This is a genomic window from Bacillus sp. T17B1, from assembly GCF_026796395.1.
In the GTDB taxonomy this organism is placed as follows: domain Bacteria; phylum Bacillota; class Bacilli; order Bacillales; family Bacillaceae; genus Bacillus; species Bacillus spizizenii_A.
The window spans coordinates 1-25,609 of the sequence record NZ_JALAYA010000035.1; the positions used below are offsets into that span (position 1 = coordinate 1).

The 25,609-nt window shown below is 45.0% G+C and carries 26 protein-coding genes and 1 pseudogene; 13 read left to right on the forward strand and 14 right to left on the reverse strand.

What is annotated here, in order from left to right:
* Positions 1–23: 23 nt before the first annotated feature.
* Positions 24–377 carry a hypothetical protein gene (locus tag MOF34_RS16335; RefSeq protein ID WP_268400875.1) on the reverse strand — a complete coding sequence of 118 codons (354 nt, stop codon included), beginning with the start codon at positions 375–377 and terminating at the stop codon, positions 24–26.
* 164 nt (positions 378–541) lie between these two features.
* Between MOF34_RS16335 and ycnK the strand changes: the two genes are divergently transcribed.
* Genes ycnK through MOF34_RS16350 form a run of 3 tightly spaced genes read left to right on the forward strand, consistent with a single transcriptional unit; the run spans position 542 to position 3,408 of the window.
* Positions 542–1,114, forward strand: coding sequence for a copper uptake transcriptional regulator YcnK (gene ycnK / locus MOF34_RS16340; protein WP_268400876.1), 573 nt, complete (start codon positions 542–544; stop codon positions 1,112–1,114).
* A gap of 34 nt (positions 1,115–1,148) precedes the next feature.
* Positions 1,149–2,774, forward strand: coding sequence for a copper resistance protein CopC (locus MOF34_RS16345; RefSeq protein ID WP_268400877.1), 1,626 nt, complete (start codon positions 1,149–1,151; stop codon positions 2,772–2,774).
* Positions 2,775–2,787: 13 nt separating this feature from the next.
* A complete protein-coding gene (locus MOF34_RS16350) occupies positions 2,788–3,408 on the forward strand; it encodes a DUF1775 domain-containing protein (protein WP_268400878.1) in 621 nt (206 codons plus the stop codon).
* Positions 3,409–3,450: 42 nt separating this feature from the next.
* Here MOF34_RS16350 and gdh read toward each other — a convergent pair whose 3' ends face one another.
* The 4 genes from gdh to gabT all read right to left on the reverse strand — a co-directional run bounded on the left by gdh (position 3,451) and on the right by gabT (position 8,011).
* Positions 3,451–4,236, reverse strand: coding sequence for a glucose 1-dehydrogenase (gene gdh, locus MOF34_RS16355; RefSeq protein ID WP_268400879.1), 786 nt, complete (start codon positions 4,234–4,236; stop codon positions 3,451–3,453).
* Positions 4,237–4,254: 18 nt separating this feature from the next.
* Complete coding sequence (locus tag MOF34_RS16360) at positions 4,255–5,118, reverse strand: RhaT/GlcU family sugar-proton symporter (protein WP_268400880.1); 864 nt, start codon at positions 5,116–5,118, stop codon at positions 4,255–4,257.
* A gap of 126 nt (positions 5,119–5,244) precedes the next feature.
* Entirely contained in the window at positions 5,245–6,633 is a 1,389-nt protein-coding gene (gene gabD / locus MOF34_RS16365) for a succinate-semialdehyde dehydrogenase (RefSeq protein ID WP_268400882.1), read from the reverse strand.
* 67 nt (positions 6,634–6,700) lie between these two features.
* On the reverse strand, positions 6,701–8,011 hold the full coding sequence (gabT, locus tag MOF34_RS16370) for a 4-aminobutyrate--2-oxoglutarate transaminase (RefSeq protein ID WP_268400883.1): 1,311 nt from the start codon (positions 8,009–8,011) through the stop codon (positions 6,701–6,703).
* Positions 8,012–8,116: 105 nt separating this feature from the next.
* On the opposite strand from gabT, the gene MOF34_RS16375 reads away from it, so the two are divergent.
* Positions 8,117–9,556, forward strand: coding sequence for a PLP-dependent aminotransferase family protein (locus MOF34_RS16375; protein ID WP_268400885.1), 1,440 nt, complete (start codon positions 8,117–8,119; stop codon positions 9,554–9,556).
* A gap of 1 nt (position 9,557) precedes the next feature.
* Here the strand turns inward: MOF34_RS16375 and MOF34_RS16380 are convergent, their stop codons facing one another.
* On the reverse strand, positions 9,558–9,872 hold the full coding sequence (locus MOF34_RS16380) for an ArsR/SmtB family transcription factor (protein WP_019713322.1): 315 nt from the start codon (positions 9,870–9,872) through the stop codon (positions 9,558–9,560).
* Between the two features lie 140 nt (positions 9,873–10,012).
* On the opposite strand from MOF34_RS16380, the gene MOF34_RS16385 reads away from it, so the two are divergent.
* From MOF34_RS16385 to MOF34_RS16400, 4 genes are all read left to right on the forward strand, one after another.
* Complete coding sequence (locus tag MOF34_RS16385) at positions 10,013–10,300, forward strand: putative quinol monooxygenase (RefSeq protein ID WP_019713321.1); 288 nt, start codon at positions 10,013–10,015, stop codon at positions 10,298–10,300.
* Positions 10,301–10,316: 16 nt separating this feature from the next.
* On the forward strand, positions 10,317–11,066 hold the full coding sequence (locus MOF34_RS16390; RefSeq protein WP_268400887.1) for an NADPH-dependent oxidoreductase: 750 nt from the start codon (positions 10,317–10,319) through the stop codon (positions 11,064–11,066).
* Between the two features lie 162 nt (positions 11,067–11,228).
* Positions 11,229–12,107 (forward strand): TetR/AcrR family transcriptional regulator, encoded by an 879-nt coding sequence (locus MOF34_RS16395; protein WP_268400889.1) that lies wholly within the window; start codon positions 11,229–11,231, stop codon positions 12,105–12,107.
* A 19-nt stretch (positions 12,108–12,126) separates the two neighbouring features.
* On the forward strand, positions 12,127–13,545 hold the full coding sequence (locus MOF34_RS16400; RefSeq protein WP_268400890.1) for an MDR family MFS transporter: 1,419 nt from the start codon (positions 12,127–12,129) through the stop codon (positions 13,543–13,545).
* Between the two features lie 47 nt (positions 13,546–13,592).
* Here the strand turns inward: MOF34_RS16400 and MOF34_RS16405 are convergent, their stop codons facing one another.
* From MOF34_RS16405 to yclN, 4 genes are read right to left on the reverse strand one after another with little or no spacing between them, the layout of a single operon-like run.
* A complete protein-coding gene (locus tag MOF34_RS16405) occupies positions 13,593–14,546 on the reverse strand; it encodes a siderophore ABC transporter substrate-binding protein (protein WP_268400892.1) in 954 nt (317 codons plus the stop codon).
* Positions 14,547–14,567: 21 nt separating this feature from the next.
* Complete coding sequence (yclP, locus tag MOF34_RS16410; protein ID WP_268400893.1) at positions 14,568–15,326, reverse strand: petrobactin ABC transporter ATP-binding protein YclP; 759 nt, start codon at positions 15,324–15,326, stop codon at positions 14,568–14,570.
* A complete protein-coding gene (gene yclO / locus MOF34_RS16415) occupies positions 15,320–16,267 on the reverse strand; it encodes a petrobactin ABC transporter permease YclO (protein ID WP_268400894.1) in 948 nt (315 codons plus the stop codon). Before yclO ends, yclP begins: the two co-directional genes overlap by 7 nt.
* Complete coding sequence (gene yclN, locus MOF34_RS16420) at positions 16,260–17,210, reverse strand: petrobactin ABC transporter permease YclN (protein WP_268400895.1); 951 nt, start codon at positions 17,208–17,210, stop codon at positions 16,260–16,262. The genes yclO and yclN overlap by 8 nt, the downstream gene beginning before the upstream one ends.
* A 384-nt stretch (positions 17,211–17,594) precedes the next feature.
* Here yclN and MOF34_RS16425 point away from each other — a divergent pair, with 384 nt between their 5' ends.
* Together MOF34_RS16425 and MOF34_RS16430 are read left to right on the forward strand one after the other, a co-directional pair.
* The gene (locus tag MOF34_RS16425; protein WP_268400896.1) at positions 17,595–18,959 is read left to right on the forward strand and encodes an aspartate kinase; all 1,365 of its coding nucleotides are present in this window, start codon (positions 17,595–17,597) and stop codon (positions 18,957–18,959) included.
* 138 nt (positions 18,960–19,097) lie between these two features.
* Complete coding sequence (locus MOF34_RS16430) at positions 19,098–19,205, forward strand: YjcZ family sporulation protein (RefSeq protein ID WP_268400897.1); 108 nt, start codon at positions 19,098–19,100, stop codon at positions 19,203–19,205.
* A 77-nt stretch (positions 19,206–19,282) separates the two neighbouring features.
* Here the strand turns inward: MOF34_RS16430 and phrC are convergent, their stop codons facing one another.
* The 4 genes from phrC to yclJ form a co-directional block, all read right to left on the reverse strand.
* Positions 19,283–19,405, reverse strand: a complete 123-nt coding sequence (phrC, locus tag MOF34_RS16435; protein ID WP_268400898.1) for a phosphatase RapC inhibitor PhrC — start codon at positions 19,403–19,405, stop codon at positions 19,283–19,285.
* Positions 19,389–20,537, reverse strand: a complete 1,149-nt coding sequence (gene rapC / locus MOF34_RS16440) for a response regulator aspartate phosphatase RapC (protein ID WP_268400900.1) — start codon at positions 20,535–20,537, stop codon at positions 19,389–19,391. Before rapC ends, phrC begins: the two co-directional genes overlap by 17 nt.
* Positions 20,538–20,698: 161 nt before the next feature.
* The gene (yclK, locus tag MOF34_RS16445) at positions 20,699–22,120 is read right to left on the reverse strand and encodes a two-component system sensor histidine kinase YclK (RefSeq protein ID WP_268400901.1); all 1,422 of its coding nucleotides are present in this window, start codon (positions 22,118–22,120) and stop codon (positions 20,699–20,701) included.
* Entirely contained in the window at positions 22,107–22,790 is a 684-nt protein-coding gene (gene yclJ, locus MOF34_RS16450) for a two-component system response regulator YclJ (RefSeq protein WP_029316982.1), read from the reverse strand. Before yclJ ends, yclK begins: the two co-directional genes overlap by 14 nt.
* 212 nt (positions 22,791–23,002) lie before the next feature.
* Between yclJ and MOF34_RS16455 the strand changes: the two genes are divergently transcribed.
* The 3 genes and pseudogenes from MOF34_RS16455 to MOF34_RS16465 all read left to right on the forward strand — a co-directional run.
* Positions 23,003–24,466: an ABC transporter permease gene (locus tag MOF34_RS16455; protein ID WP_268400902.1), complete on the forward strand. Its 1,464-nt coding sequence runs from the start codon at positions 23,003–23,005 to the stop codon at positions 24,464–24,466.
* A gap of 15 nt (positions 24,467–24,481) precedes the next feature.
* Positions 24,482–25,162 carry an ABC transporter ATP-binding protein gene (locus tag MOF34_RS16460; protein ID WP_268400904.1) on the forward strand — a complete coding sequence of 227 codons (681 nt, stop codon included), beginning with the start codon at positions 24,482–24,484 and terminating at the stop codon, positions 25,160–25,162.
* Positions 25,163–25,346: 184 nt separating this feature from the next.
* A pseudogene (locus MOF34_RS16465) lies at positions 25,347–25,609 on the forward strand (helix-turn-helix domain-containing protein); the annotation flags it as partial.

The following is a 25,609-nucleotide window of genomic DNA, read 5'->3' on the forward strand; positions in this document are numbered from 1 at the left end:
ACTTGACAGGGGTAAGACCAGTATCAGGAGCCTTTTCTCTTTCCTCTATATATAATGTTGCCGTTTTGAATCACGTACTTGGCGATCATCCGCTCACTCACGATAAAAACGGGATACGCGCACACAAGTGCAAAAACAGCCATCGGCACGTGCTGTACGGCCGGCAGCATTGTGCCTGCCGCATTACGGAGAAGCAGCAAAAGATAAATGAGCAGCACGATGACTGCTAATGACACCAGCATGATCGGAGCTGATACTTTATATTCATAAAGCCGTTCCCGGCAGTGTCCGCAGCGAAATTGACAAGGCACATTTGATGATCTGACCATGTCGCCTGTCAAAGGTTTGCCGCAGTTCGGGCATCGTGTTTCTTTCATAGGGTATTCCTCACTTTCCATTCCTTATGTCTATTATACCAGAGTCCCTTCTGTTTCGTTTTGTTGTTGTTCAACACATTTTCACATTTTTTATCATCAGCTTACTTGTCTCTGTCTCTAAAATCCTCTACGCTTAAATAGATCTTATTGGAGGGGATGTATGAATGCTTCCGATTAATAGACAGCAACACATTCTGAAGTGGCTGAAAGAAGAAGGCGCGCTTAAAATCTCTGACATCAGCGCAAGGTTCGGCGTTTCGGAAATGACGGTATACAGAGATGTCAATCAGCTTGTTCAGTCAAATCAGGTCATTAAAACGTCCGGCGGCATCACGCTCCCAGCCCGAACACCTCAAATGGATCATATGTGCAGCTATTGCCTGAAGCCGGTCAATCAAACCCATTCGGTTCAGCTGATCACGGTAAACCAAGACATTGAACAGCTATGCTGCGCACATTGTGCGTTTTTGCGTTACGCAGATAAAACAGAAGAGGTTTCACACTTGATTTGCAGAGATTTTCTGTTACACACAACAGTCAGTGCCGGTTCGGCTTATTTCGTCCTAAATGCTGAATTAAACCTGCACTGCTGCCAGCCTCAAGCGATCCCGTTTGCAACACTCGACCATGCTGAACGGTTTCAAAAAGGATTCGGCGGAGCCGTCCGTACCTTCGACCAGGCGCTGGAAGACGTGCTTCAAGACAGAAAAAAACGCTGCACCTGCACCAAGACATAACACAACATATACAGCGGAAGGTGGTGTCTGAGTGATGAAGCGAAACAGATGGTGGATTATCCTTCTGCTTTTTCTTGTTTTCCTGCCGAAAACAAGCTTTGCTCACGCCTATATTGTCAAATCTTCACCTGGTGAAAACAGCGAATTAAAAAGCGCGCCCTCACAGGTGGAAATCGAATTTAATGAACCGGTTGAAGAAGGATTTCATTACATTAAAGTCTATAATTCAAACGGCGATCGGGTGGATACAGATAAGACTGAAATCAAAAAAGATAACAATCACATCATGACCGTGAAGCTGAAAAAGAATCTGCCGCATGATGTGTACAGAGCGGAATGGAATGCCGTGTCTGCGGACGGGCATCCGGTTTCCGGCGTCATTCCGTTCAGCATCGGGAAAGCGGACGGCGGGTTCAGCAGCCAAAAAGCCGCCGGTTCATCGCTGAATCCGGCAACAGCCGCAGACCGCGCAATTCTGTACACAGCCTTATCTCTGTTTATCGGGACGGTTTTCTTCCATCTCTTCTGGTATAAAGGAGATTCAGAACAACTCGCCAAACGGACTAGACGTATCCTGATTGTCTCGATTACTGTCTTGGGACTGGCGCTTTTGCTTCAGCTTCCCATTCAGACAAAAGCGAACGCGGGCGGCGGCTGGGACAGCGCCTTCCAGCCGGGCTACATCAGAGAAACACTGTTTGACACAGCAGGCGGCACCATTTGGATCATACAGGCCGTGCTGTACGTGCTGCTTGCACTGTCTGCGATCCCTGTGATACGCAAAAACCGCTTTTCATCCTTTGGCTATTGGACAGCGCCGCTCATTTTCTTTTTCGGTCTCCTGCTTGCCAAATCCTTTACCGGACATGCTGCTGTCGTTGAAGAAAAAGCGGTCGGCATTTTGATGGATTTCCTTCATTTATCTTCCGCTTCTATCTGGGTCGGCGGAATAGCAGCACTCGTTTTGCTGCTCGCAAAAGAATGGAGGCAGCCTGACAAAACGCTCGCATGGGAAACGGTAAGCCGGTTCTCCCCATGGGCGCTTACTGCAGTCGGCATCATTTTGTTTTCAGGCTTGCTCAATGGATTTTTCATCATTCGATCAATGGATTCACTGTTCCACACCGCATACGGCCAAGCTCTTTTAGTAAAAAGCGGACTGTTTGCGTTGATGCTGGTCTTAGGCGCGCTTCATTTTCTGCTCACCAGAAAGCAGCGTCGTACAGGAATCAGCCGAACGCTGAAAGCGGAATGGGCAATCGGCATCGCTGTATTGATCACAGCGGCCGTGTTTACAAGCCTGCCAAGCCCGCCTGAGCCGCCGCCGAAACCGTTCTTCCAAACGAAAGCGATTGAGAAAGGACAAAGCGTTTCTCTCAGCATCAGCCCGAACCAGCCAGGCAAAAATGAATTTGAGCTGCGGGTCACTGATCATAACGGCGAACCGGTGAAAAACATCCAGCAAATCACGTTAACCATTTATAAAACAGGCTTGTCAGGCAGCGAAAACAAAAGCACGTTTCAATTAAAAGAGAAAACAAAAGGCGTCTTTCAGGATGAAAACCTATCCATTAATGAAAAAGGAAACTGGAAGATCAAAGTCCACGGGCTGACCGGAGACTTTAACGAAATCAATATCATGTTTACAAAGACCAATTAAAGGAGTGTTTGAATTGTTAAAGAAAATTGCATTCACACTATGCCCGGCTATTGTCGGCTCTCTCTTATTCTTTACGGCCCCTGCCAGCGCGCACGTTACTGTAAAGCCTGCTGAATCCGCAACAGGCTCTTGGGAAACTTATACAATGAAGGTTCCGTCTGAGAAAAATCAGCCGACGACAAAGATTGTCCTCAAAATGCCGAAGGATGTTGAATTCCAGCAATACGAGCCAGTTCCAGGCTGGAAGGTATCCACCCAGAAACACGACGACAAATCAGTGTCCGTGACGTGGGAGGCGACTGACGGTGGCATTCAAGAAGGCCAGTTCCAGCAGTTTACCTTTGTTGCCAAAAACCCTGATAAAGCGGAGGAAGCCGCTTGGGACGCATACCAATATTACAAAGACGGCAGCATTGTCGAGTGGACAGGTGACGAAGATGCGGATACGCCTCATGCCATCACAAAAATTACCACATCGAAAGAAGTAACAGATGAGCACGGCGCTACTCAAACGAAAGATGATTCTGCTTCTGCAGACTCAGGATCTTCAGCTCTTGATATAGCAGCGATTGTGCTATCTGCGGCAGCCATTATTTTATCTGTTGCAGCTCTTGTAAAGAAAAAGCGCACCTAAAGAAAAAGCGATCCAGATGAGTTCTGGGTCGCTTTTTTAGGTTTATCCGCGTCCTGCCTGAAAGGAAGGATATTGTGTCATACCGCCGTCCGCGAATAATGTGATGCCTGTGACGTAGCTGGCTTCCTTCGAAGCAAGCCAGACTGCTACTGCCGCAATTTCCTCCGGTTCACCGATATATCCCATCGGAATCATGCTTTCTACATCTGCTCTCTGCTTAGGATCAGCAAATTTTTCAGCATTGATTGGCGTGTTGATCGCGCCTGGCCCGATATTGTTGACACGAATGCCTTTCGGCGCATATTCCAGCGCCAATGTTTCCGTCATCAGCTTAATTCCGCCTTTGCTTGCCGCATAGTGAACAAATAATGGCCACGGAATCACTTCATGTACGCTCGACATATTAATGACATTTCCTTTTATATCGTTTTCAACAAAATATTTAATCGCTTCACGGCTTCCTAAAAAGGCGCCCGTTAAGTTTGTGCTGATTACTTTATCCCAATCCTTCAGCGGCATTTCATGAGAAGGAACGGGATTTTCAAGACCAGCATTATTAATCATAATATCAAGTGTACCGAACTCGTTAATCGCTGTTTGGACGATGTTTTTTACATCTTCCTCTTTTGTTACGTCTCCTTGGACAACAACAGCTTCACCGCCCGCCTTGATGACCTCTTCTTTTACCTCGTTCGGATCCTGCTTATTGCTGTAGTAGTTGATAACCACCTTTGCCTGCTCCTTGCCGAAGCGAATGGCCATTGCCTTTCCTAGTCCTGAAGCAGCTCCTGTAATAGCGACGACTTTTCCTTTTAAATCTGGATACATGTTCATCCTCCTTAATTGTTATGAATTCGTTTTGGCGATTCCTAAAAATACGGCAGCCGCAATAATCAGTGCAATCCCAATCGCAATTGCAATGAGCTGGCGTTTTGATTTCTTTTCACGCAGGATGAAAATACCGCCAAGCGTCGAGATGACAATTCCCATTTGAGAGAGAGAAAAACTTGTGGCAACGCCAACTTTTGGTTGAGAAATAAACAAAAACATATTTCCCCCTGCCCAGATTAAGCCCGGAAGAATATTTCTAATGGCATACTTATTGAAGGGCTTGTGCTTATAGGTTAAAATGACCCCTCCAATGACCATTCCGATCGCCTGCGGCAACAGGGCAGACCATCCAGATACATTGAACAATCTTGCGACTACGACATAAATCAAATAACCCAGTGTCGAGACGAGCAGAATTAAAATACCTTTTTTTAAATTGCTCGGCTCCCCCTCTTTCTTGTCTTTCTTATCTTCTAATGACGTGAGAACAATACCGACAATAATAAAGATAAGAGCGAGGATTCCAAGTGTAATTGAAACCGGTGTTGACCACTCTCGGAAAACGATGACACCGAACAATGAGGTAGAAACAAGCTGCATTCCTGTGGAAATCGGCATTGTTTTGGACACACCCATTAACTGAATGCTTTTAAGCTGGTTGCTCTGCCCTAGTGACCAAAACAAGCCGGATACTATTCCAACGATAAAAATGCGCATGGACAGGGCGGGTTGGACAAACAAATAAATAACGATAGAAACAATTAACGCCCCGATTGTCGTACCTAGTGTTTGACTGTACGGCCCGCCGCCTAATTTCACATTGAATAGAACAATGCTCCCCCAAAACAAAGCCGGGAGAAGAGCCAAAAATAAATCCATTGTTGGGGAACCTTCTTTCAAAAAGTATTTGCTGTTATTTTGTCTGGAATTGATGTATTTATTCGCCTAAAACACAAAAAGAGCTGCCGGATCTTCCGGCAGCTCTTTAGAACCATATCGATTTGTTTATAAACCGATGGACATATATTTTGTTTCAAGATAAGGCTCGATACCTTCCGAACCGCCTTCACGGCCGATGCCGCTTTCTTTCATTCCGCCGAATGGCGCTTGAACCGCTGACGGTCCGCCGTCATTCCAGCCGATAATCCCATACTCAAGATTTTCGGAAATATAGATGCCGCGGCGGTAGTTTTCTGTGAAGAAGTAAGCAGCCAGGCCGTACGGTGTATCGTTGGCAAGCTGAATCGCTTCATCAATATCAGAAAACGTGACGATTGGTGCAACCGGGCCAAATGTTTCCTCATGCATGATATTCATTGATGTATCGACATCCGCGAGTACTGTCGGGTTAACAAAGTAGCAGCCTTTGTCATCGTTTCGGTCATACGTGCCCCCAGCGAGAACTTTCGCACCTTTTTCAACCGCATCATCAATTTGGCTGACGATTTTTTCGAAGCCTCTTTTGTTAATGATCGGGCCGACATTGACGCCCTCTTCAAGTCCATTTCCGACTTTCAGCTTAGACACTTGTTCGCTCAGTTTCTCTGCAAATTCTTCTTTGATGGATTCATGGACGATCAGTCGGTTAGCACATACGCATGTTTGGCCTGCGTTTCGGTATTTAGATACCATCGCCTGTTCAACAGCAAGGTCAATGTTTGCATCTTCATCCACGATTAGCGGGGCATGTCCGCCAAGCTCCATGGAAACATGTTTCACAGTGTCCGCACTATTTTTCATGAGGATTTTCCCTACCGGCGTTGATCCTGTGAACGTAATTTTGCGGATTTTCGGACTGCTTGTGAACACATCTCCAATTTCTTCTCCATCGCCGATGACAACCTGGAGAACATCCTTCGGGATGCCCGCTTCATATGCGAGGCGCGCAAGCTCATAGGCAGACAGCGGTGTGTCCGGCGCCGGCTTAATGATAAACGTACAGCCGGCAGCGAGAGCAGGTGCCGCTTTGCGTGTAATCATCGCATTCGGGAAATTCCAAGGCGTGATGGCAGCAACAGGACCGACTGGCTGGCGTGTAACGACAATTCGCTTACCGGTTGTCGGAGCGGGAACAGTTCTTCCGTACACACGCTTCGCTTCCTCTGCGAACCATTCGATATAGCCTGCCCCGTATAGAACCTCGCCGACCGCTTCCTGATACGGTTTTCCGTTTTCCTTTGTAATTAAATCTGCAAGTTCTTCTTTATGTTCAACAATCAGCTCATACCATTTTTTCAAAAGAGACGCTCTTTCATTCGCTGATGTTTTAGACCACGTTTTAAACGCTTGATGTGAACGTTCAATGGCTTCTTCTACTTCTTTGGCTGATTGCTGAGGAATCGTTTTGATCTCCTCGCCCGTAGCCGGGTTGTAGACCGTTAATTGATCTGGCATATTGAACATTCCTTTCTTTTCATGATTACTAAAATGATAGCAGACCCAGCCGTTTTCTTTCCAATGATTAAGCTCGCAGGCCTGCCTCCAAGATGCTAAGCCCTTCATTCAGAAGACTGTCTGAGATGACGAGCGGCGTCAGAAAGCGGATGATGTTTCCATTCATTCCCGCAGTCAGTAAAAGCAATCCGTTTTGATTCGCGTACGCCGCGATTGCTGCCGCTTTCGCTTTATCAGGCTCACGTGTCTCAGGATCCTTGACGATTTCGATTGCGGCCATTGCTCCGATTCTGCGGATATCACCGATGAACGGGAATTCTTGTTTCCACTCACACGCCTTGTTTTCAATCGTTTTTCCAATTTCTTCAGATCGTTCATTGAGCCCTTCTTCTTCAATAATATCCAAGACAGCCAAAGCCGCCACGCATCCAAGCGGGCTGCCGGCATACGTGCCGCCCAGCTCCCCTGGCGCTGCTGCATCAAGCATTTCCGCACGGCCGATCACACCGCTTAACGGCAATCCCGCTGCAAGTGATTTAGAAACCGTGATTAGATCAGGAACAACATCAAAATGTTCAATTGCGAAATAAGTGCCTGTTCTGGCAAAACCCGTTTGAATTTCATCAGCGACAAAAACAATGCCGTGCTCTTTGCAAAAAGAAGCGACATGCTGCACAAATCGTTTCGAAGGAATAATAAAGCCGCCTTCTCCCTGTACAGGCTCCATCACGACACATGCGACCGTTTCCGGTGCCACTGTTGCGATGAAGAAATCATTGAACGCTTGGATGATCATGTCATCATAGCTTTCATCACTCATGCCGGCCGGTTTCTGATAATAATAAGGGAATGGTGCTTGATAAACCTCTGACGCAAAAGGCCCGAAGCCGAATTTATAAGGTTTTACCTTACTTGTCATGCTCATCGTCATATTCGTGCGCCCGTGAAAACCGCGTGTAAACGAGACAACCCCTTGGCGCTTAGTATACTTTCTGGCGATTTTCACAGCATTCTCTACTGCTTCCGCCCCTGAGTTCAGAAAGATTGCTTTTTTCTCATGGCTGCCCGGTGCAATGCCGCACAATTTTTCCGCTAATTCGATATAAGACGGATACATCATGACATTGAAACCCGGGTGAATCAGCTCCTCCGCCTGCCGCTTCACAGCCTCAACGACCTTAGGATGCGAGTGTCCGACATTTAACGTGCCGATGGCGCCTGCAAAATCAATAAATCTCCGGCCGTCCAAATCGTACAGCTCAGCCCCTACTCCTTTTACCGCCAGGCTGCGGTTGCCGTTGCTCACACCTTTGGACACGAATTGCTCCCGTTTTTGCTGCCACTGGGCAGCCGTGATGCTTGCTGTTGTTTGCCTCATGTGTATGTCCCCCTGTCTCTATTTTCTTACCATTCTGACTTCTTTTTGGTATGATGAAAAGTACCAATTATAACTTTTTGATGGTACCAGAAGGAGACACTGCAAATGGACATCCCAATCACACTCGACCGCTCAGAACAAGCCGATTATATCTATCAGCAAATTTATCAAAGGCTGAAAAAAGAAATTCTCAGCCGAAATCTGCTGCCACACTCGAAGGTCCCCTCCAAGAGGGAGCTGGCTGAGAAGCTGAAGGTCAGCGTAAACTCAGTGAATTCAGCCTATCAGCAGCTTCTGGCAGAAGGATATTTGTACGCCATTGAGCGAAAGGGGTTTTTCGTGGAGAAGCTGGACATGTTTTCTGCCGAGGAGCATCCCCCATTTGCACTGCCGGATGACCTGAAGGAGGTTCACATCGATCAGAGCAATTGGATTTCGTTCTCACACATGAGTGCCGATTCAGACCAATTTCCGATCAAAAGCTGGTTTCGCTGCGAGCAAAAAGCGGCCTCACGCTCATACCGAACACTTGGCGATATGTCGCATCCGCAAGGAATCTATGAGGTGCGCGCGGCCATTACGAGGCTCATTTCCCTGACAAGGGGCGTGAAATGCCGGCCAGAACAAATCGTCATAGGGGCCGGCACACAGGTGCTTATGCAGCTATTGACTGAGCTTTTGCCTAAGGAGGCGGTGTATACGATGGAGGAGCCCGGTTACAGGCGCATGTACCAGCTTTTAAAAAATGCCGGAAAACAGGTAAAGACCATCATGCTGGATGAAAAAGGCATATCGATTGCTGAAATCAGCAGACAGCAGCCTGATGTGCTGGTGACGACTCCATCGCATCAATTTCCGGCCGGAACGATAATGCCTGTATCCAGAAGAATTCAGCTGTTGAACTGGGCAGCCGAAAAGCCGCACCGCTATATTATTGAAGACGATTATGATAGTGAATTTACATATGATGTAGACAGTATTCCAGCGTTACAAAGCCTCGACCGTTTTCAAAATGTCATCTATATGGGCACCTTTTCAAAGTCCCTGCTTCCCGCCTTGCGGATCAGCTATATGGTGTTGCCGCCTGAGCTATTGAGGACATACAAACAACGGGGCTATGACTTGCAAACATGCTCGTCTCTTACACAGCTCACCCTGCAGGAGTTTATCGAGTCCGGAGAATATCAGAAGCATATAAAAAAAATGAAGCAGCATTATAAAGAAAAGAGAGAGCGCCTGATCGCCGCTTTAGAAACAGAGTTCAGCGGAAAGATAACCGTAAAGGGGGCAAATGCGGGACTGCATTTTGTTACCGAATTTGATACTAGCCGCACCGAACAAGACATCCTGGCACATGCCGCCGGCCAGCAGCTTGAAATCTTCGGAATGAGCCGGTTTAATTTGAAGGAAAAAAGAAGGCAAACTGGCAGGCCCGCTCTCATTATCGGATTCGCCCGGCTGAAGGAAGAAGACATTCAGGAGGGTGTCGCGAGGCTTTCCTGTGCTGTTTACGGACATAAAAAAATCCCCGGTACAGGGGATTAATTCACCAGCGGTCCTGGTCCACATTCAGCACAGCTTCAAGCAGGCCCGGAAATGCCATTTCGAGGTCTTCAGTGCGAAGCGAATAATACCGGCGCTTTCCTTCTATCCGAACTTGAGCGATGCCTGATTCTCTCAATACTTTAAAATGATGTGACAAAGTTGATTTGGCAACCTGTACATCCGCACAGGTGCTGCACGTTTTTTCTTTCGCTTCAGCCAATTGCTTTACGAGCTCTAAACGAAGCGGATCACTCAGTGCGTGAAGAACCTTTGTCAGCTGCAACGTTTCTGTTTCTGGATGGTTTGGAATGTTCATGACACAAATGTATCACACAACAATTAGAATGACAATTTTACTATTTAAGGGTTTTTCCTTTACCTCATTTTAATTACATGTTACAGTTAGTTCGATTAAATTCGAACAATAAATTCACCATAACAACGGAGGAGATTGACATGATCGTATTACAAGCTTATATCAAAGTAAAACCAGAAAAACGCGAGGAATTTTTGAACGAGGCGCAATCGCTTGTTCAGCATTCAAGAGCTGAGGAAGGCAACGCGCAATACGACCTATTTGAAAAAGTAGGCGAAGAAAATACATTTGTGATGCTCGAACAATGGAAAGATGAAGCGGCGATGAAATTCCACAATGAAACTGCACATTTCCAAGGATTTGTAGCAAAAGGAAAAGAACTGCTGAGCGCTCCTCTCGATGTTGTCCGCACAGAGCTTAGCGAGTAAGGAAAGGATGTCCCATATGAACGAAGTCATCAAATCATTAACAGACCACCGCTCGATTCGCAGCTATACAGATGAACCTGTAGCTCAGGAACAATTGGACCAAATCATTCAAGCGGTGCAATCTGCACCAACTTCTATCAACGGGCAGCAAGTGACTGTGATCACAGTGCAGGATAAAGAGCGCAAAAAGAAAATCTCCGAGCTGGCAGGCGGACAGCCTTGGATTGACCAGGCTCCTGTTTTCTTGCTGTTCTGCGCAGACTTCAACCGGGCCAAAATTGCGCTTGAAGATCTGAATGATTTCAAAATGGAGATCACAAATGGCTTAGAGTCTGTTCTTGTCGGTGCTGTAGACGCTGGTATTGCCCTCGGAACAGCGACAGCTGCGGCTGAATCACTCGGACTTGGCACGGTTCCGATTGGCGCGGTTCGCGGAAACCCTCAAGAGCTGATCGAATTGCTTGAGCTTCCAAAATACGTGTTCCCTGTATCCGGCCTTGTCATCGGCCATCCTGCTGACCGTTCAGCGAAAAAACCGCGCCTTCCGCAGGAAGCAGTCAATCATCAGGAAACATATTTGAATCAAGATGAGCTGACGTCTCACATCCAGGCATATGATGAGCAGATGTCTGAATATATGACTAAGCGGACAAACGGTAAAGAAACAAGAAATTGGTCACAGGGCATCGCTTCCTATTATGAGCGCCTGTACTATCCGCATATCCGTGAAATGCTTGAGAAACAAGGATTTAAAGTTGAAAAATAAGCCTCACCCGGCCTGTCGGATTTTCCGGCAGGCCTTTCGATTGTCCGGTTAAAATCCATTGACTTCTATTTAGTTTATTTGGTAAAATTTTTTCATTGTTACTCATTGGTTTTCTGTGAACCAATGGGTTTTCTAATGTTCAAGAAAGAAGGAAGACAAGAGATGCTTGATAAAAAAACAGATATCTTGTTAGCTGCGCGAAAGCTTTTTTCGGAAAAGGATTTTACATCGGTTTCCATGCAGGCGATCGCAGAGGAATGTAAGATGTCAAAAGCTTCGATATATAAGCTGTTTCAATCTAAGGAAGATCTGCTTTTGGAGCTGCTGTCATTTAACCAGAAACAAATGGTGGCCGCGGCCTCAAGACTTCAGGAGAATACCGCGCTGACACCGGAGGAGCGTTTGACGCAAAAGGTCAAAATGGAGCTGGAAGGATTCAGGCAGAACCAGCAGTTTTTCAATATGCTGACCTATGGAAACCCCAAGCTGCATAATAACCGGGTTAAACAGCATATTCATCAGACCAGATCAACGATTATCTGCTGGCACCGTGATTCTCTGATCCAGGCCTATGGAGAAACCATTCTTCCGTATGTGTGGGATCTGGTCATCATTCTACACGGCATGATGCGTGAATTTTTAATGCTGATCAAAATAGAGGAAAAACCGCTTGAACTTGACCCGATCGCAAAGTTTATCATCAGCACCCTCAATCAGATTATTAAAAACAAGGAAACCCGGCAGTCCCTCCTTCCGTCCGAAGCCATCGAGCTTTACATTCATTCAGCATCCTCCTATCAGCCAAAGGATAAATCAGCTCTATTGTCGGAAAGCTTGAAGGAATTACATAAAGGCATCTCTTCCCTGCCCGCCGCGGACTATGACGTAGATGAACTGGCATCCGCAGCCGCCATGCTGGAGGAAGAAGCGAAGAAGGAAGAACCCCGCGCTTTTTTGCTCATATCACTGATTGGCTATCTGGAACAAACCAGTGTTTTAACACAGCCCGTTTCGATGTTAAAAACACTGTTAATTACTTAAAGAAAAGAAGGGATATGTATTGGACAAAATTATTGAACCAAAACCTTTTAACCGTTCTGTCATTGTCGGCATTTTATTAGCCGGAGCGTTTGTCGCGATTTTGAATCAGACGCTATTGATTACCGCACTTCCCCATATTATGAGGGATTTCAATGTAGATGCCAACCAAGCGCAATGGCTGACAACTTCATTTATGTTAACCAACGGGATTTTAATTCCGATTACCGCATTTTTAATTGAGAAATTCACCAGCAGGACGCTGCTTATCACAGCTATGAGCATTTTCACTGCCGGAACAATCGTCGGGGCGTTTGCACCGAACTTCCCTGTTCTGCTGACAGCCCGTATCATTCAAGCGGCTGGAGCCGGCATTATGATGCCGCTCATGCAGACCGTATTCCTGACGATCTTTCCGATTGAAAAACGCGGCCAAGCTATGGGTATGGTCGGATTGGTCATCTCGTTCGCGCCTGCGATCGGGCCGACTCTTTCCGGATGGGCAGTCGAAGCTTTCTCTTGGAGATCATTGTTTTATATCATTCTACCGTTTGCTGTGATTGATTTAATTCTTGCCAGCATCCTGATGAAGAACGTGACGACTTTAAGAAAAACTAAGATTGATATTTTATCAGTGATCCTTTCGACATTTGGATTCGGCGGCCTTCTGTACGGCTTCTCAAGCGTCGGCTCTTACGGCTGGACCAGTTCAACCGTCTTGATTTCATTGCTAGTGGGTGTCATCGCATTGCTTCTGTTCATCACAAGACAAATGAAGCTTGAAAAACCGATGCTGGAATTCCGCGTATTTTCATTTGGTATCTTCAGCTTAACAACCCTGCTGGGAACACTTGTCTTTGCCTTATTGATTGGTACGGAAACCATCCTGCCGCTTTATACACAAAACGTCAGAGACGTGACAGCTTTTGATACAGGGCTTATGCTTCTTCCGGGAGCCATTGTGATGGGCTTTATGTCACCGATTATCGGAAGAATTTTTGACCGTGTCGGCGGAAGAGGCCTGGCGATTGCAGGTTTCTGTATCATCTTCCTGACATCACTGCCGTTTATGCAGCTGACTGACCATACATCACTCGCTTGGATAGTCGTTTTATACACGGTTCGTCTCTTAGGTACCGCTATGATCATGATGCCGGTGACAACAGCCGGAATCAACGCGCTGCCGCGCCACCTGATCCCGCACGGAACAGCGATGAACAATACGATTCGCCAAGTCGGCGGCTCAATCGGAACCGCACTGTTGGTATCCGTCATGAGCAACCAGGCGGCTCACGCAGGCACAACAAATGTGAAGCATGCCGCTCTGCACGGCATGAACGCCGCATTTATCGTGGCAGCCTGCATTGCACTTGCCGGCTTCCTCCTCTCCTTTACATTAAAGAAACCTCAGCGTCCTGCCGAACAGCAGCCGGCACGCTGATCCATAAAAAAAGAGCCCCGCTTTTTAAGCGGAGGCTCTTTTTGGTTTTACTTCTCTAAACCGTCTTTCACTTCTTTAATCATTTGCGTCATAGACTCTAGTCCGCCGCCTGATAAGTACCAAGTAGCAGAATCAAGGTAGACGACGTGATCATTTTTCACTGCGTTTACGTTTTTCACATAATCATTTTCAACCACCTGTTTAGTAGAGGATGTTTCACCGATCGCTGTACCGCGGTCAATGACAAACAGGTAATCTGGGTTTGTTTTTGAAATGTACTCGTAAGAAACACTTTGTCCGTGGGTAGACCCTTTGATGTTTTTATCAGCCGGTGTTACGCCGAATACGTCATGGATCAGGCCGTATCTTGATTTAGAACCGAACGCGCTGATTTTTCCGTCGTTCGCCATAATAACAAGGCCGTTATTGTTAAGCTTTTCAGCTTTTTTCTTAAGATCCGCAATTGAATGATCAATTGTTGCAAGTTCATCTTTCACTTTGTCTTCTTTATCAAAGATCTTACCGATGGTTTCTGCGTCTGATTTAAATGATTCCATATATTTCGCCGTGTCTACGCCAAGGTAAATGGTCGGTGCGATATCAGAGAATTCTTTGTATGACTCAGATTGTCTTCCTGAAATAATAATGAGGTCAGGATTCAAGTCTGCTACTTTTTCAAAGTCTGGCTCTTTTAAGCTTCCGACATCGGCATATTTATCATCATTAAATTTGGACAGATATTTAGGAAGGGCTTGTTTCGGCAAGCCTGCTACCTTACCATCAAGACCGAGTTTATCTAACGTATCTAAGCTTCCAAAATCAAATACAACTACTTTTTTAGGGTTCTTTGGTACTTTTGTGCCGTTTTTGTCCAGCTGGTGTTTCACTGTGATTTGTTCATTCTTTGAATCAGAACCTTTGCTGCTTGTGCTCTGGTTTCCGCATGCAGAAATGACAACTGCCGTTACCAAAGCGATGAATAATAATGCAAACTTTTTCATGCTCTTCACCTCTTCTTTATATTAAGAAAAATAAACACCTATTCTTTGATTATCAATCGTCTGAATCGGGATGGTCATATCATAGATTTCCTCAAGCACAGAGGTTTCTATCATTTCTTCAGGCGGCCCCTCTTTTACGATTCGGCCGTTTTTCAAAGCTACAATATGGTCCGAGTAGACAGAAGCAAAATTGATATCGTGTATGACAATCACGATCGTTTTTCCAAGCTCCTCTACCAGCCGTTTCAGCAGTTTCATAATTTCAACCGAATGTTTCATATCCAGATTGTTCAGTGGCTCATCCAGAAAGATATAATCTGTGTCCTGGGCAATGACCATTGCGACAAACGCCCTTTGGCACTGTCCGCCGCTCAGCTGATCCAAGTATTTGTCCTGAATGTCTTCCAGCTTCATATAGCCCAGCGCCTGGTTGATATGAACCCAGTCTTCCTCTGTCAGCCGGCCCTGTGAATACGGAAATCTGCCAAAGCTGACGAGGTCTTTGATGGTGAGTCTGATATTAATTTGGTTCGCCTGCTTCAAAATGCTCATTTTTTTGGCAAGCTCTTTGCTGTCGCAGGCTCCAATCTCTTCTCCGTCTATCAAAATCTCGCCGGAATCTTTTTTGATCAGGCGGCTCATAATAGACAACAGCGTGCTTTTGCCGGCGCCGTTAGGACCGATAAACGAGGTGATTTTGCCCTTTTGAATCGTGACTGACGTCTCTTCAAGGACCACTTTCCCGCCGTATTGTTTGCTTACATTTTTGACCTCTACCATGATTTATTCTCCTTTAACAGCAAGTAGATAAAATAAATCCCGCCGGCAAAATTAATAATGACGCTCAGCGTCGTTGAGAAGGTAAACACTTTCTCAACCACAAACTGCCCTCCGACCAGCGCGATGATGCTGATGAAAACGGAGCCTGCGATTAAGTATGAATGCTTATACGTTTTCAGGAATTCTCTCGCCAGGTTGACGACAAGAAGGCCTAAGAACATAATCGGCCCGACTAGCGCTGTTGAAACAGAAACAAGGATCGTAACCACGATCAGCATCTGCTTCACCACTTTGTCGTAGTCGATGCCCAAATTTACGGCATGCTCGCGCCCGAGCGACAGCACGTCGAAAAACTTTGTAAAACGCCAGACATAAGCGCCTGTCAGCAGGAAGATGATGAACGCGAGCCATAACAAATCCGTGTTGATGTTATTAAAGCTGGCAAACATCTTATCCTGTACAACTTGAAACTCATTCGGATCAATCAGCATCTGCATAAAGGAGGACAAGCTGCCGAATAACGTACCAAACACGATTCCGATGAGCAGAAGGAAAAAGATATTTCTCCCCTCTCCCTTGAACATGATCTGATACAGAACAAGAGAAAACAGTATCATCAGCAGAACAGAGATGATAAAGTTGATGTTTTTATTCATGATGACAATATTTGCAGAACCGAACAAAAAGATAATGCCGGTCTGAATCAGCATATAGAGAGAATCAAGGCCCAAGATGCCCGGCGTCAGGATGCGGTTGTTCGTAATCGTTTGAAAGATCATGGTCGAAAACGCAATCGCTCCTCCAGTCAACGCAATGGCAGCGACCTTTTTGATTCTTCTCGGCAAGGCGTAATCCCAATTGCCTAAGTCATAAAACAGAAACAAGCCAATACATACGATGGCTAAAACAACGAGCAACGCAATTTTCATCTGGTTACGCATACGCTTTTCTCCTTAACAGCATAAACAGGAAAATGCCGCTGCCGATGATTCCGACCATCAGGCCAATCGAGATTTCGTAAGGGAAGATAATGATTCTGCCCAGTATATCGCAAAAGAGCACAAAAACCGCTCCCAACAGCGCCGTGTGCGGCAGGCTGTTCTTCAAATTGTCTCCTCTGTAAATCGATACAATATTCGGGATGATTAAACCGAGAAATGGAAGCATACCGACAATCAAGATGACAAGAGACGTGATCAGGGACACGATAATGAGCCCGATGTTCACAACCCGCTTGTACTTCAGGCCGAGGTTGACAGAAAAGCTTTCTCCCATACCGGCCAATGTGAATTTATCCGCATACACATAGGCAATGATGACGAGCGGAATACTCAGATAAAGAAGCTCGTATCTTCCTTTTACGACTAAAGAGAAGTCTCCTTGAAGCCATGATGACACATTCTGGATCAAGTCATATTTATATGCGATAAATGTCGCGATGGAACTGACGATATTCCCGAGCATTAAACCGACAAGCGGAATAAAGATGGTGTCGTTAAACTTGATTCTTTCAAGGATTTTCATAAACAGAAAATTTCCTGCAAGAGCAAAGACAAACGCGACCAGCATTTTGATTAAAGGACTGGCAGATGTGAACAGCAGCAAGGAAATTAAAATACCGAGCCGAGCCCAATCCATCGTGCCTGCCGTCGTCGGTGACACAAATTTGTTTCTGCTGATCTGCTGCATAATCAAACCGCAGATGCTCATGCTTAATCCCGCGATGACAATGCTGATCAATCGCGGCAAACGGCTTGCAAACAGCGTTGACGCCTCTTGTTTGCTTAAATCGAAGAGATCAAGCGGCGACAGATCCTCTACGCCGATAAATACAGATGTGACTCCTAATATGATAAGTAGAATAAATAAGTAACGTAACTTCATGCTGCCTCCTAACATCCTTACAGCAAAAAGAACGTATCTCCTACTCCGCAAGGACTCAAAACAATATGGCCATATGGTAATTGATTATCATTATCATTTACATATTACCATTTTTCTAGTGTTAGTCAATATTCTTTCAAAATATTAACCTGTCATTTATTTAATTTTACTAATAATTCTTATCATTTTCCATCCCAAATCGTTAGGTTGTTTACCATATTTATCATCAGAACGCATGTATATGGTCAGTTCACCTGACATTATTCCTTGTGGAAAATACAAATGTTCATCACGGAAAGAAAATCCCCCTTGATTTACAGGACTGAAAGAGAGATAATAAAAACTAAATTTGTGTGAAAATTTTAAACATTAGGAGATGTAAACATGAAGGTCGTTAAATTCGGAGGCAGCTCACTCGCTTCAGGCGCCCAGCTTGAAAAGGTGTTTCACATCGTAACCTCAGATCCGGCACGGAAAGCTGTAGTCGTTTCAGCTCCGGGAAAACGGTATGCTGAGGATACGAAAGTGACTGATCTCTTAATCGCATGTGCAGAACAATATTTGGCATCAGGCAGCGCCCCTGAACTGGCGGAAGCTGTTGTAGAACGGTATGCCCTCATCGCAAATGAGCTTCAGCTAGAGCAAAGCATTACCGAGCAAATCCGCGATGATTTGTTTACGCTTTTAGAAGGGGATAAAAGCAATCCCGAGCAGTATCTTGACACAGTTAAAGCCAGCGGGGAGGATAACAATGCCAAGCTGATCGCCGCCTATTTCCGCCATAAAGGCGTCAAAGCGGAATATATCAACCCGAAGGATGCCGGCCTCTTTGTGACAAATGAACCCGGCAACGCGCAAGTACTTCCTGAATCCTATCAAAACCTCTATCGTCTTCGGGAACGTGACGGCCTCATCATTTTTCCCGGTTTTTTCGGATTCAGCGAGGCTGGCGATGTGATAACATTCTCACGGAGCGGTTCTGATATTACCGGCTCGATTCTTGCCAACGGGCTTCATGCTGATTTGTACGAAAACTTTACGGATGTGGACGCAGTGTACGCTGTCAATCCTTCCTACGTTGAGAATCCAAAGGAAATCAGCGAGCTGACATACAGAGAGATGCGAGAGCTGTCCTACGCGGGCTTCTCAGTGTTTCATGATGAAGCGCTCATTCCGGCATTCAGAGCGGGTATTCCTGTGCAAATCAAAAATACGAACAACCCGTCTGCACAAGGCACCCGCGTTGTCAGCAAGCGTGATAACACAAACGGTCCTGTTGTCGGTATTGCCAGCGATACCGGCTTTTGCAGCATTTATATCAGCAAGTATTTAATGAACAGAGAAATCGGGTTTGGCCGCAGAGCCCTTCAAATTCTGGAGGAGCACGGTTTGACATATGAACATGTTCCATCGGGGATCGATGACATGACCATCATCTTACGGGAGGGTCAAATGGATAACGCCACTGAACGCAGCGTCATCAAACGGATTCAGGAGGATCTGCACGCCGACGAAGTGATTGTCGAGCATCACCTCGCACTGATTATGGTTGTAGGAGAAGCGATGCGCCACAATGTCGGCACAACGGCAAGAGCGGCCAAAGCATTATCAGAGGCAAAGGTGAATATCGAAATGATCAACCAGGGATCTTCTGAGGTAAGCATGATGTTCGGCGTGAAAGAAGCTGAAGAAAGAAAAGCTGTTCAAGCGTTATACCAAGAATTTTTCGCTGGCGTGCTGATCTCTTAATATACATAAATAGCGGGCGCAAGCGTCCGCTATTTTTTATGCGATCTGAAACATAGTTGAATTGTTCATTTTTTCTCTTATCCACTATTATTCCTGCCAAGCCAATCGTTTCTGCATACCTTATATTATCCTTGCCTTATGTCAGGATACTCTTCCTACGTCGGTTACGGCCATTCTTTCGCTTTAATCGTTGTATTGTTTATTCTTTTAATTATCGTAGGGACTGCGTTTGTTAGCGGCTTCTAAGCTGCTGAGCGTCTCTGCGGGCGCCGAAAGGTATAAAAAGAAACACCCCTTCTCTCAATGAGAAGGGGTGTTGTTTCTTACGTCATTCCTCTTTCCGCCACATGAAAGTCGAGTGCTTCCGCATTAGCGGAAACGCCAGCCACTGTAAAAATTGCGGCTGCGGCTAAACAAATAACAAACAACTTAGATTTCAATTTCATACAAACCTTCACTCCTTTGTATTTGTTTTCTTGCCTCTTCAACTTGTAGAAAGTAGGAAGCAGACAGTTTAAACTTTTTCTGTTCATAATAGTATTTTGCTACTTCTAGGGCTAAATCCTCTATATCAGCGTACATATTTTTAGTTTTTAAGTATTGGAAACATCGTTCGATTCCTTCTTCATTGGGCTGGTCCTGATATAGGGATTGTAAAAACTCGAATTTTACTGTGTAGTATACATCGTCTGTTTCTTTAGCATATTCATAGCCCCGCTTGTGATATGCCGAAGCTTTATCATGTTTTCCCCGTTTATAATAAATCAGGGTGATTAAAAAATATGCTTGCGGCAGCGAATTGATGATCATGCTGCTTTCAAACGTGGAGACCGCTTTTTCAAAGTAGTCAATAGCAGGGTCAAGAAAGTCTTGATTATAATAGCATAATCCAAGGTTGTAATATGCTCTCCCGACGAGCTGGGCTTTTTGTTCTGCTTCGGCCATATCGAGCGCCAATTTGAAATGGCGTGCGGCTTGCTCGAAATTCCTTTCATCCATCAGGTTGACCCCGAACACGAAATGGCACTGAATGATTCTCACATTATAGGTTTCCTGCTCCACGTAAATTTCATAGGCGTTTTTGATATTGATCAGTGAAAAGTACGTTTGTTTCATATAATAATAAGCTTCAGCTATTTTAAAATAGAATTCAGCCCGTTCAATATGGTCTGCGACAAAGGAAAGCTTTTTCTCCGCTTGTTTATAATATGTAATGGCAGAAATAAATTCCCGCTTATCAAACTCATACATTCCGCGGAAAAAATTCACATAATAGTCAAGCAGCCCTTTGAGACCTGCCTGGTTGCTGTCAATGTTTCTTGATAACTCAGACAGGCTCGGCTGGTCCTCGATATGTAATTTCTCTAACGGCTCAAGATAATCAAGCATAAGCTGGTGGCGGAATTCCATTAGTGAATAATATAGCAGCAAGTTGGAATCGTGCTGCATGTATTTCAGTTCCTGCTGGATTTCAGCTTTTAACACTTCGGCATCCGGCACGCTGAATGTGCGGATATATTTGTACCACTCGTTAATTTTTTGACCGACCGCTGAAGAAGGAATTACCCCGCTCTTCATTCCTTCACCCTCTCCCATCAAAAACTGTTTATGTCATATTTTATCATGTTTACAGACTGTCCCAACCCGAAAAACACGCAATCTTTGTTTCGGGAGCACGCAATAAACCGAAGCGGAGTGCAAAAAAGGCGGCTGCATCTGAGATGCCGCCGCCCTGTATGTTATGGCTGTTTTGTCCTTAAAGGAAGGCGAATGATGAATGTTGTGCCTTTTCCTTTTTCACTCTTGATTTCTATTGTGCCCTGATGCATCTCAACGAGCTGCTTAACGATGGAGAGACCGAGTCCGTATTCCCCGTATGCCGTGTTTGTTCTTGAAATATCAGCTTTGTAGAATCGCTCCCAAATATGCTCAATATCCTCTTTTGAGATGCCGATTCCCGTATCTTCAATCTCGATAATCGTCTCTTTATACCCTTCTATTCCGCGCATCCAAATGTTACCGTTTTGCGTAAATTGGATGCTGTTTTTCGTAATGTTGACGAGAATCTGAATGAACCGGTCATAGTCGGCATGAACGATGATGTTATCCTCTACCTGAATAACCAGCTTGTTTTGCTTTTCTTTCGCCTGCTGTTCCAAGTGCTCTTTCACGATTTCAAAAACTTCGATCAGCGGAACATCAAGCTTGTTCAAGGTAATTTGCTGGGATCTGATTTTTTCATAATCCAGATTTTCTTTTACGAGCCTCAGCATGCGCTTCGTTTCCTCACTGATTAGCGAGAAGCATTTATCCTTCTTATCCTCAGGAATCGTATGGCTATTCAGCCCTTCAACCAAACCGTTGATCGTCGTCAGCGGTGTTTTTAATTCATGTGATACGTCTGCGATAAACTGCCTTCTCCGCTTCTCAAGGCGATCGATTTCATCCCTTGATTGCTTTAATTTTTTCGCCATGATATTAAAGTCAGACGCCAGCACACCAATTTCGTCCCCGTAGTTGTTTTCTAAGTGGATGTCATAATCGCCGGAAGCCACTTTATCCGTCGCTTCTCTCAGCTTTTGGATCCGTTTGACATGGAATTTGGACAGAAGCCAGCTGACGAGAATGGTAATGACAAGCGTGCTGATCACAGCGTAAAACATATAGAGGTTGACTTGATTGACCATCTGTTCAACACCGCTGATCGGAGAAATCAGCAGAACGGCGCCTTTAAATTCGTTCTGAACAAATATAGGCTGCGCCACAAGGGACACTTCATCATCAAAACGGCCATCTGCCCTGATCATGACAGTCTGCCCTTTTTTCAGCTTATTCCATTCCGATTTCTTCAGCTTTTCCCTTGGTTGATGGTGAAAGCCTTCAGGAAGAAAATAAGGCTGCTGCTCTTCATTAAAGATAATAAACTGTGTCTTTCTTGTGCTTAAAATATCCTGATATGGATACAGTCTGCGCATGTCAACCTGGCCGGCTTGGAATTCGTTTGCGATCTGCATCGCATATGACGTCAATTCCTCGACTTTGTTTTGATAGGCAAACTCTTTCACAAATTGGGAAAATAGAGAAATAATAATAACAAACGCTAAAATCAAAATGCTGATATGGCTCAGAAGCAGCTGATATAAATATTTAATCTTCATCAAATTTATACCCTACTCCCCACACAGTGTATAAGAAAGGTTTGTCTTCGCTGCCAAGCTTTTTCCGCAGCCGTTTGATATGAACATCTACCGTTCGTTCATCTCCGTAGAACTGGTAGCCCCATACATGCTCAAGCAGCTGTTCTCTGGAGAACACCTGCCGCGGATTTTGGACAAGGTAATAAAGCAGATCGAATTCCTTCGGCGTGAGGTTTTCTATAGGCTCTCCGTTTAAAAATACTTCTCTCGTCTTCTTATTAATTGTAAAGTATTCCGATTCGATCATATCTTCATCAATGACCGCCTTGCCTGTCGCCTGGTATCTTCTGATGACTGCTTTGATGCGGGCAACCAATGTCAGCGGACTGAATGGCTTTGTGACATAATCGTCCGCTCCCATCTCAAAACCGATGACCTGATCTGATTCAGTATCTTTGGCAGTCAGCATGATAATCGGCACCGTGCTTGTCTCTCTTATTTTTCTGCAGATGGTCACGCCGTCCATGGATGGTAACATAATATCTAAAATGATCAGATCCCAATTTTCCTCCGTAAAACGCTGGTACCCCTCTAAACCGTCATGAACGAATTCCGCTTCAAACCCTTCCTTAAAAAAGAACATCTCCGTCATCGTACATACACTAACATTATCTTCTATCATTAATATTTTCATTATATCCTCCGGTTGGTTTGATGCTTTTTTATATAATAGCACCATTTTATACAGAAGGTTTTGTGTTTCACAATTGTTAGTTTTTATTTCATCAACTAGAAATAGATTGTTCATAGTTTTTTCATACCTTTGAACTACTATTAATTTATCAACAAGCAGGCCCGCCCCACAGGCGGCCTTATCAATAAAAATACCTATACGGAGGAACATAAATGAACTTTATCAAACGGGCCTTTTGGAATATGAAGGCTAAAAAGGGAAAAACGTTATTGCAATTATTTGTGTTTACAGTTATATGCGTCTTTGTTCTGTCAGGTCTCACCATCCAGTCGGCAGCACAAAAATCAAGCGAGCTGGCCAGACAGGAGCTCGGCGGAAGCGTAACGCTTCAAGTTGACCGCCAAAAGCAAATGGAAAAACAGCAGGACAGCGGAGAAAAACGCAGATTTGAATCAACACCGATCAAAGTGTCTGATGCAAACAAGCTTGCAGCACTTGATCATGTGAAGAGCTACAACTACATCACATCAGCTTCAGCCAACGCGGGAAACTTTGATGCTATTGAAAGCTCAAGCTCTAGTTCAAGTGATTCCAGCAGCAGTTCAAGCTCAAATGCTAAAAACAGCCAAGGCGGCGGACAAGGCGGACCGCAAATGGTTCAAGCCGATCTTTCAATTGAAGGTGTCATCAGCACTGCGTTAGTTGATGATTTCTCTGACGGAGATGCCAAAATCACTGATGGACGCGCCATTACAAAATCTGATGTCGGCCAAAAGGTAACAGTAATCAACGAAACATTAGCGGAAGAAAATGATTTAAGCGTTGGAGATTCGATCACAATTGAATCAGCAACAGACGAAGATACAACAGTGAAGCTGAAGATTGTCGGTATCTATAAAACAACGTCTTCAGGCGACGACCAAGCCCAAAATTTCTCTTTCTTAAATCCTTACAACAAGCTTTACACGCCTTATACAGCAACAGCAGCGCTGAAAGGTGACGACTATAAAAATACAATTGACTCAGCTGTTTACTATATGGACGATGCGAAAAATATGGACGCTTTCGTAAAAGCAGCGAAGAAAACATCAATTAACTTCGATACGTACACACTGAATACAAACGATCAGCTTTACCAGCAAATGGTCGGCCCGATTGAAAATGTAGCTTCTTTCTCTAAAAACGTCGTGTATCTTGTATCAGTGGCAGGCGCTGTCATTCTTGGCCTGATTGTCATGATGTCAATCAGAGAGCGCAAATATGAGATGGGCGTGTTAATGGCAATCGGTGAAAAACGCTGGAAATTGATTGGACAGTTCTTAACGGAGATTCTGATCGTGGCTGTTATCGCAATCGGCCTTGCATCGGTAACGGGAAATCTAGTCGCGAACCAGCTCGGCAATCAGCTTTTATCCCAGCAGATCAGTTCATCAACTGATTCTACACAAACCGCAAACGGACAAATGCCTGGCGGCGGTGGCGGCATGGGCGGCCGAATGTTTGGAAACAGCTCATCAAACGTAAACGTTATTGATTCACTGAACGTTGCGGTTTCTATGAACGACATGCTTGTACTTGGCGGGATCGGCATCTTAATCGCCATCATTGCCACATTGCTGCCGTCTATCTCAGTACTGCGGCTCCATCCGAAAACGATATTGACAAAACAGGAATAGAGAGAGGCGAAACCTATGAGCTTATTAGAATTTCAACAAGTCGGCTACTGGTATAAAGACAAAAGCCAGCCATTGTTTCAGGATATCAACATCAGCTTTCAAAAAGGAAAATTCTATACAATCGTCGGCACATCAGGGACAGGGAAAACCACTTTTCTGTCTTTGGCAGGCGGACTTGACGCACCAAAAGAAGGAACGATCCTTTACGATGGAAAAGCGGTTTCCAAAATCGGCTTAACAAATTTCAGAAACCAATATGTATCAATTGTCTTTCAGGCGTATAACCTGCTTCCATATATGACGGCTCTGCAGAACGTCACAACTGCCATGGAAATCACAGGTTCTAAAGAAAAGAACAAAGAAGCGTATGCGCTGAATATGCTGCAGAAGGTTGGCATCAGTGAAAAACAAGCACGGCAAAAAGTGCTGACACTAAGCGGCGGACAGCAGCAACGGATATCAATTACAAGAGCTTTCTGCTGTGACACGGATCTCATCGTAGCCGATGAACCGACCGGAAACCTTGATGAGGATACATCAAAAGAAATTGTGCGGCTTTTTCAAGATCTGGCGCACAAGGAAAATAAATGCGTTATCATGGTGACGCACGACGAGCAAATTGCAAAAGTATCGGACATCAACATCAGGCTCTCAAGAGGAAGCTTTACTGTGAAGGAAAACGTCGCAGTCGTATAACAAAAACGCGCCTCTGCCAGTGCAGACAGGGGCGCAACCTAAATCCCCCTTTTATATAGAAGTGAACATAAAAAGAGCGGCGGCTGCATGGGACTGACCCCATAAGATGAGACAAATAAAAAACACCTTCAAGTTTGAAAAAGGATGATTGTTATCCGACATTAGACTTGGAGGTGTTTTTTCTATGAGGACAAGAGTGAGTTATTCGGTTGAAGTGAAACAGAAGGCTGTAGAAATGAGATTGGCAGGCGTGCCTATGAAAGAGATCATGGAGAAATTGAATATTAAGAATAAGACACAGGTTCAGACATGGGTTAGATGGCATAAAGCTGGGGATACACATCGATTCGAACAGCCTGTTGGAAAGCAATACACTTACGGAAAAGGTCCGGAGTATTCTTCTGAATTAGAGAAACTGCAGGCAGAGAATCGTTATCTGCGACAACA

Coding starts and splice junctions, on each gene's coding strand:
- MOF34_RS16335 (WP_268400875.1), bottom strand. CDS start 377: ATGAAAGAAACACGATGCCCGAACTGCGGCAAACCTTTGACAGGCGAC.
- ycnK (WP_268400876.1), top strand. CDS start 542: ATGCTTCCGATTAATAGACAGCAACACATTCTGAAGTGGCTGAAAGAA.
- MOF34_RS16345 (WP_268400877.1), top strand. CDS start 1,149: ATGAAGCGAAACAGATGGTGGATTATCCTTCTGCTTTTTCTTGTTTTC.
- gdh (WP_268400879.1), bottom strand. CDS start 4,236: ATGTATCCAGATTTAAAAGGAAAAGTCGTCGCTATTACAGGAGCTGCT.
- MOF34_RS16360 (WP_268400880.1), bottom strand. CDS start 5,118: ATGGATTTATTTTTGGCTCTTCTCCCGGCTTTGTTTTGGGGGAGCATT.
- gabD (WP_268400882.1), bottom strand. CDS start 6,633: ATGCCAGATCAATTAACGGTCTACAACCCGGCTACGGGCGAGGAGATC.
- gabT (WP_268400883.1), bottom strand. CDS start 8,011: ATGAGGCAAACAACAGCAAGCATCACGGCTGCCCAGTGGCAGCAAAAA.
- MOF34_RS16375 (WP_268400885.1), top strand. CDS start 8,117: ATGGACATCCCAATCACACTCGACCGCTCAGAACAAGCCGATTATATC.
- MOF34_RS16380 (WP_019713322.1), bottom strand. CDS start 9,872: ATGAACATTCCAAACCATCCAGAAACAGAAACGTTGCAGCTGACAAAG.
- MOF34_RS16385 (WP_019713321.1), top strand. CDS start 10,013: ATGATCGTATTACAAGCTTATATCAAAGTAAAACCAGAAAAACGCGAG.
- MOF34_RS16390 (WP_268400887.1), top strand. CDS start 10,317: ATGAACGAAGTCATCAAATCATTAACAGACCACCGCTCGATTCGCAGC.
- MOF34_RS16395 (WP_268400889.1), top strand. CDS start 11,229: ATGCTTGATAAAAAAACAGATATCTTGTTAGCTGCGCGAAAGCTTTTT.
- MOF34_RS16405 (WP_268400892.1), bottom strand. CDS start 14,546: ATGAAAAAGTTTGCATTATTATTCATCGCTTTGGTAACGGCAGTTGTC.
- yclP (WP_268400893.1), bottom strand. CDS start 15,326: ATGGTAGAGGTCAAAAATGTAAGCAAACAATACGGCGGGAAAGTGGTC.
- yclO (WP_268400894.1), bottom strand. CDS start 16,267: ATGCGTAACCAGATGAAAATTGCGTTGCTCGTTGTTTTAGCCATCGTA.
- yclN (WP_268400895.1), bottom strand. CDS start 17,210: ATGAAGTTACGTTACTTATTTATTCTACTTATCATATTAGGAGTCACA.
- MOF34_RS16425 (WP_268400896.1), top strand. CDS start 17,595: ATGAAGGTCGTTAAATTCGGAGGCAGCTCACTCGCTTCAGGCGCCCAG.
- MOF34_RS16430 (WP_268400897.1), top strand. CDS start 19,098: ATGTCAGGATACTCTTCCTACGTCGGTTACGGCCATTCTTTCGCTTTA.
- phrC (WP_268400898.1), bottom strand. CDS start 19,405: ATGAAATTGAAATCTAAGTTGTTTGTTATTTGTTTAGCCGCAGCCGCA.
- rapC (WP_268400900.1), bottom strand. CDS start 20,537: ATGAAGAGCGGGGTAATTCCTTCTTCAGCGGTCGGTCAAAAAATTAAC.
- yclJ (WP_029316982.1), bottom strand. CDS start 22,790: ATGAAAATATTAATGATAGAAGATAATGTTAGTGTATGTACGATGACG.
- MOF34_RS16455 (WP_268400902.1), top strand. CDS start 23,003: ATGAACTTTATCAAACGGGCCTTTTGGAATATGAAGGCTAAAAAGGGA.
- MOF34_RS16460 (WP_268400904.1), top strand. CDS start 24,482: ATGAGCTTATTAGAATTTCAACAAGTCGGCTACTGGTATAAAGACAAA.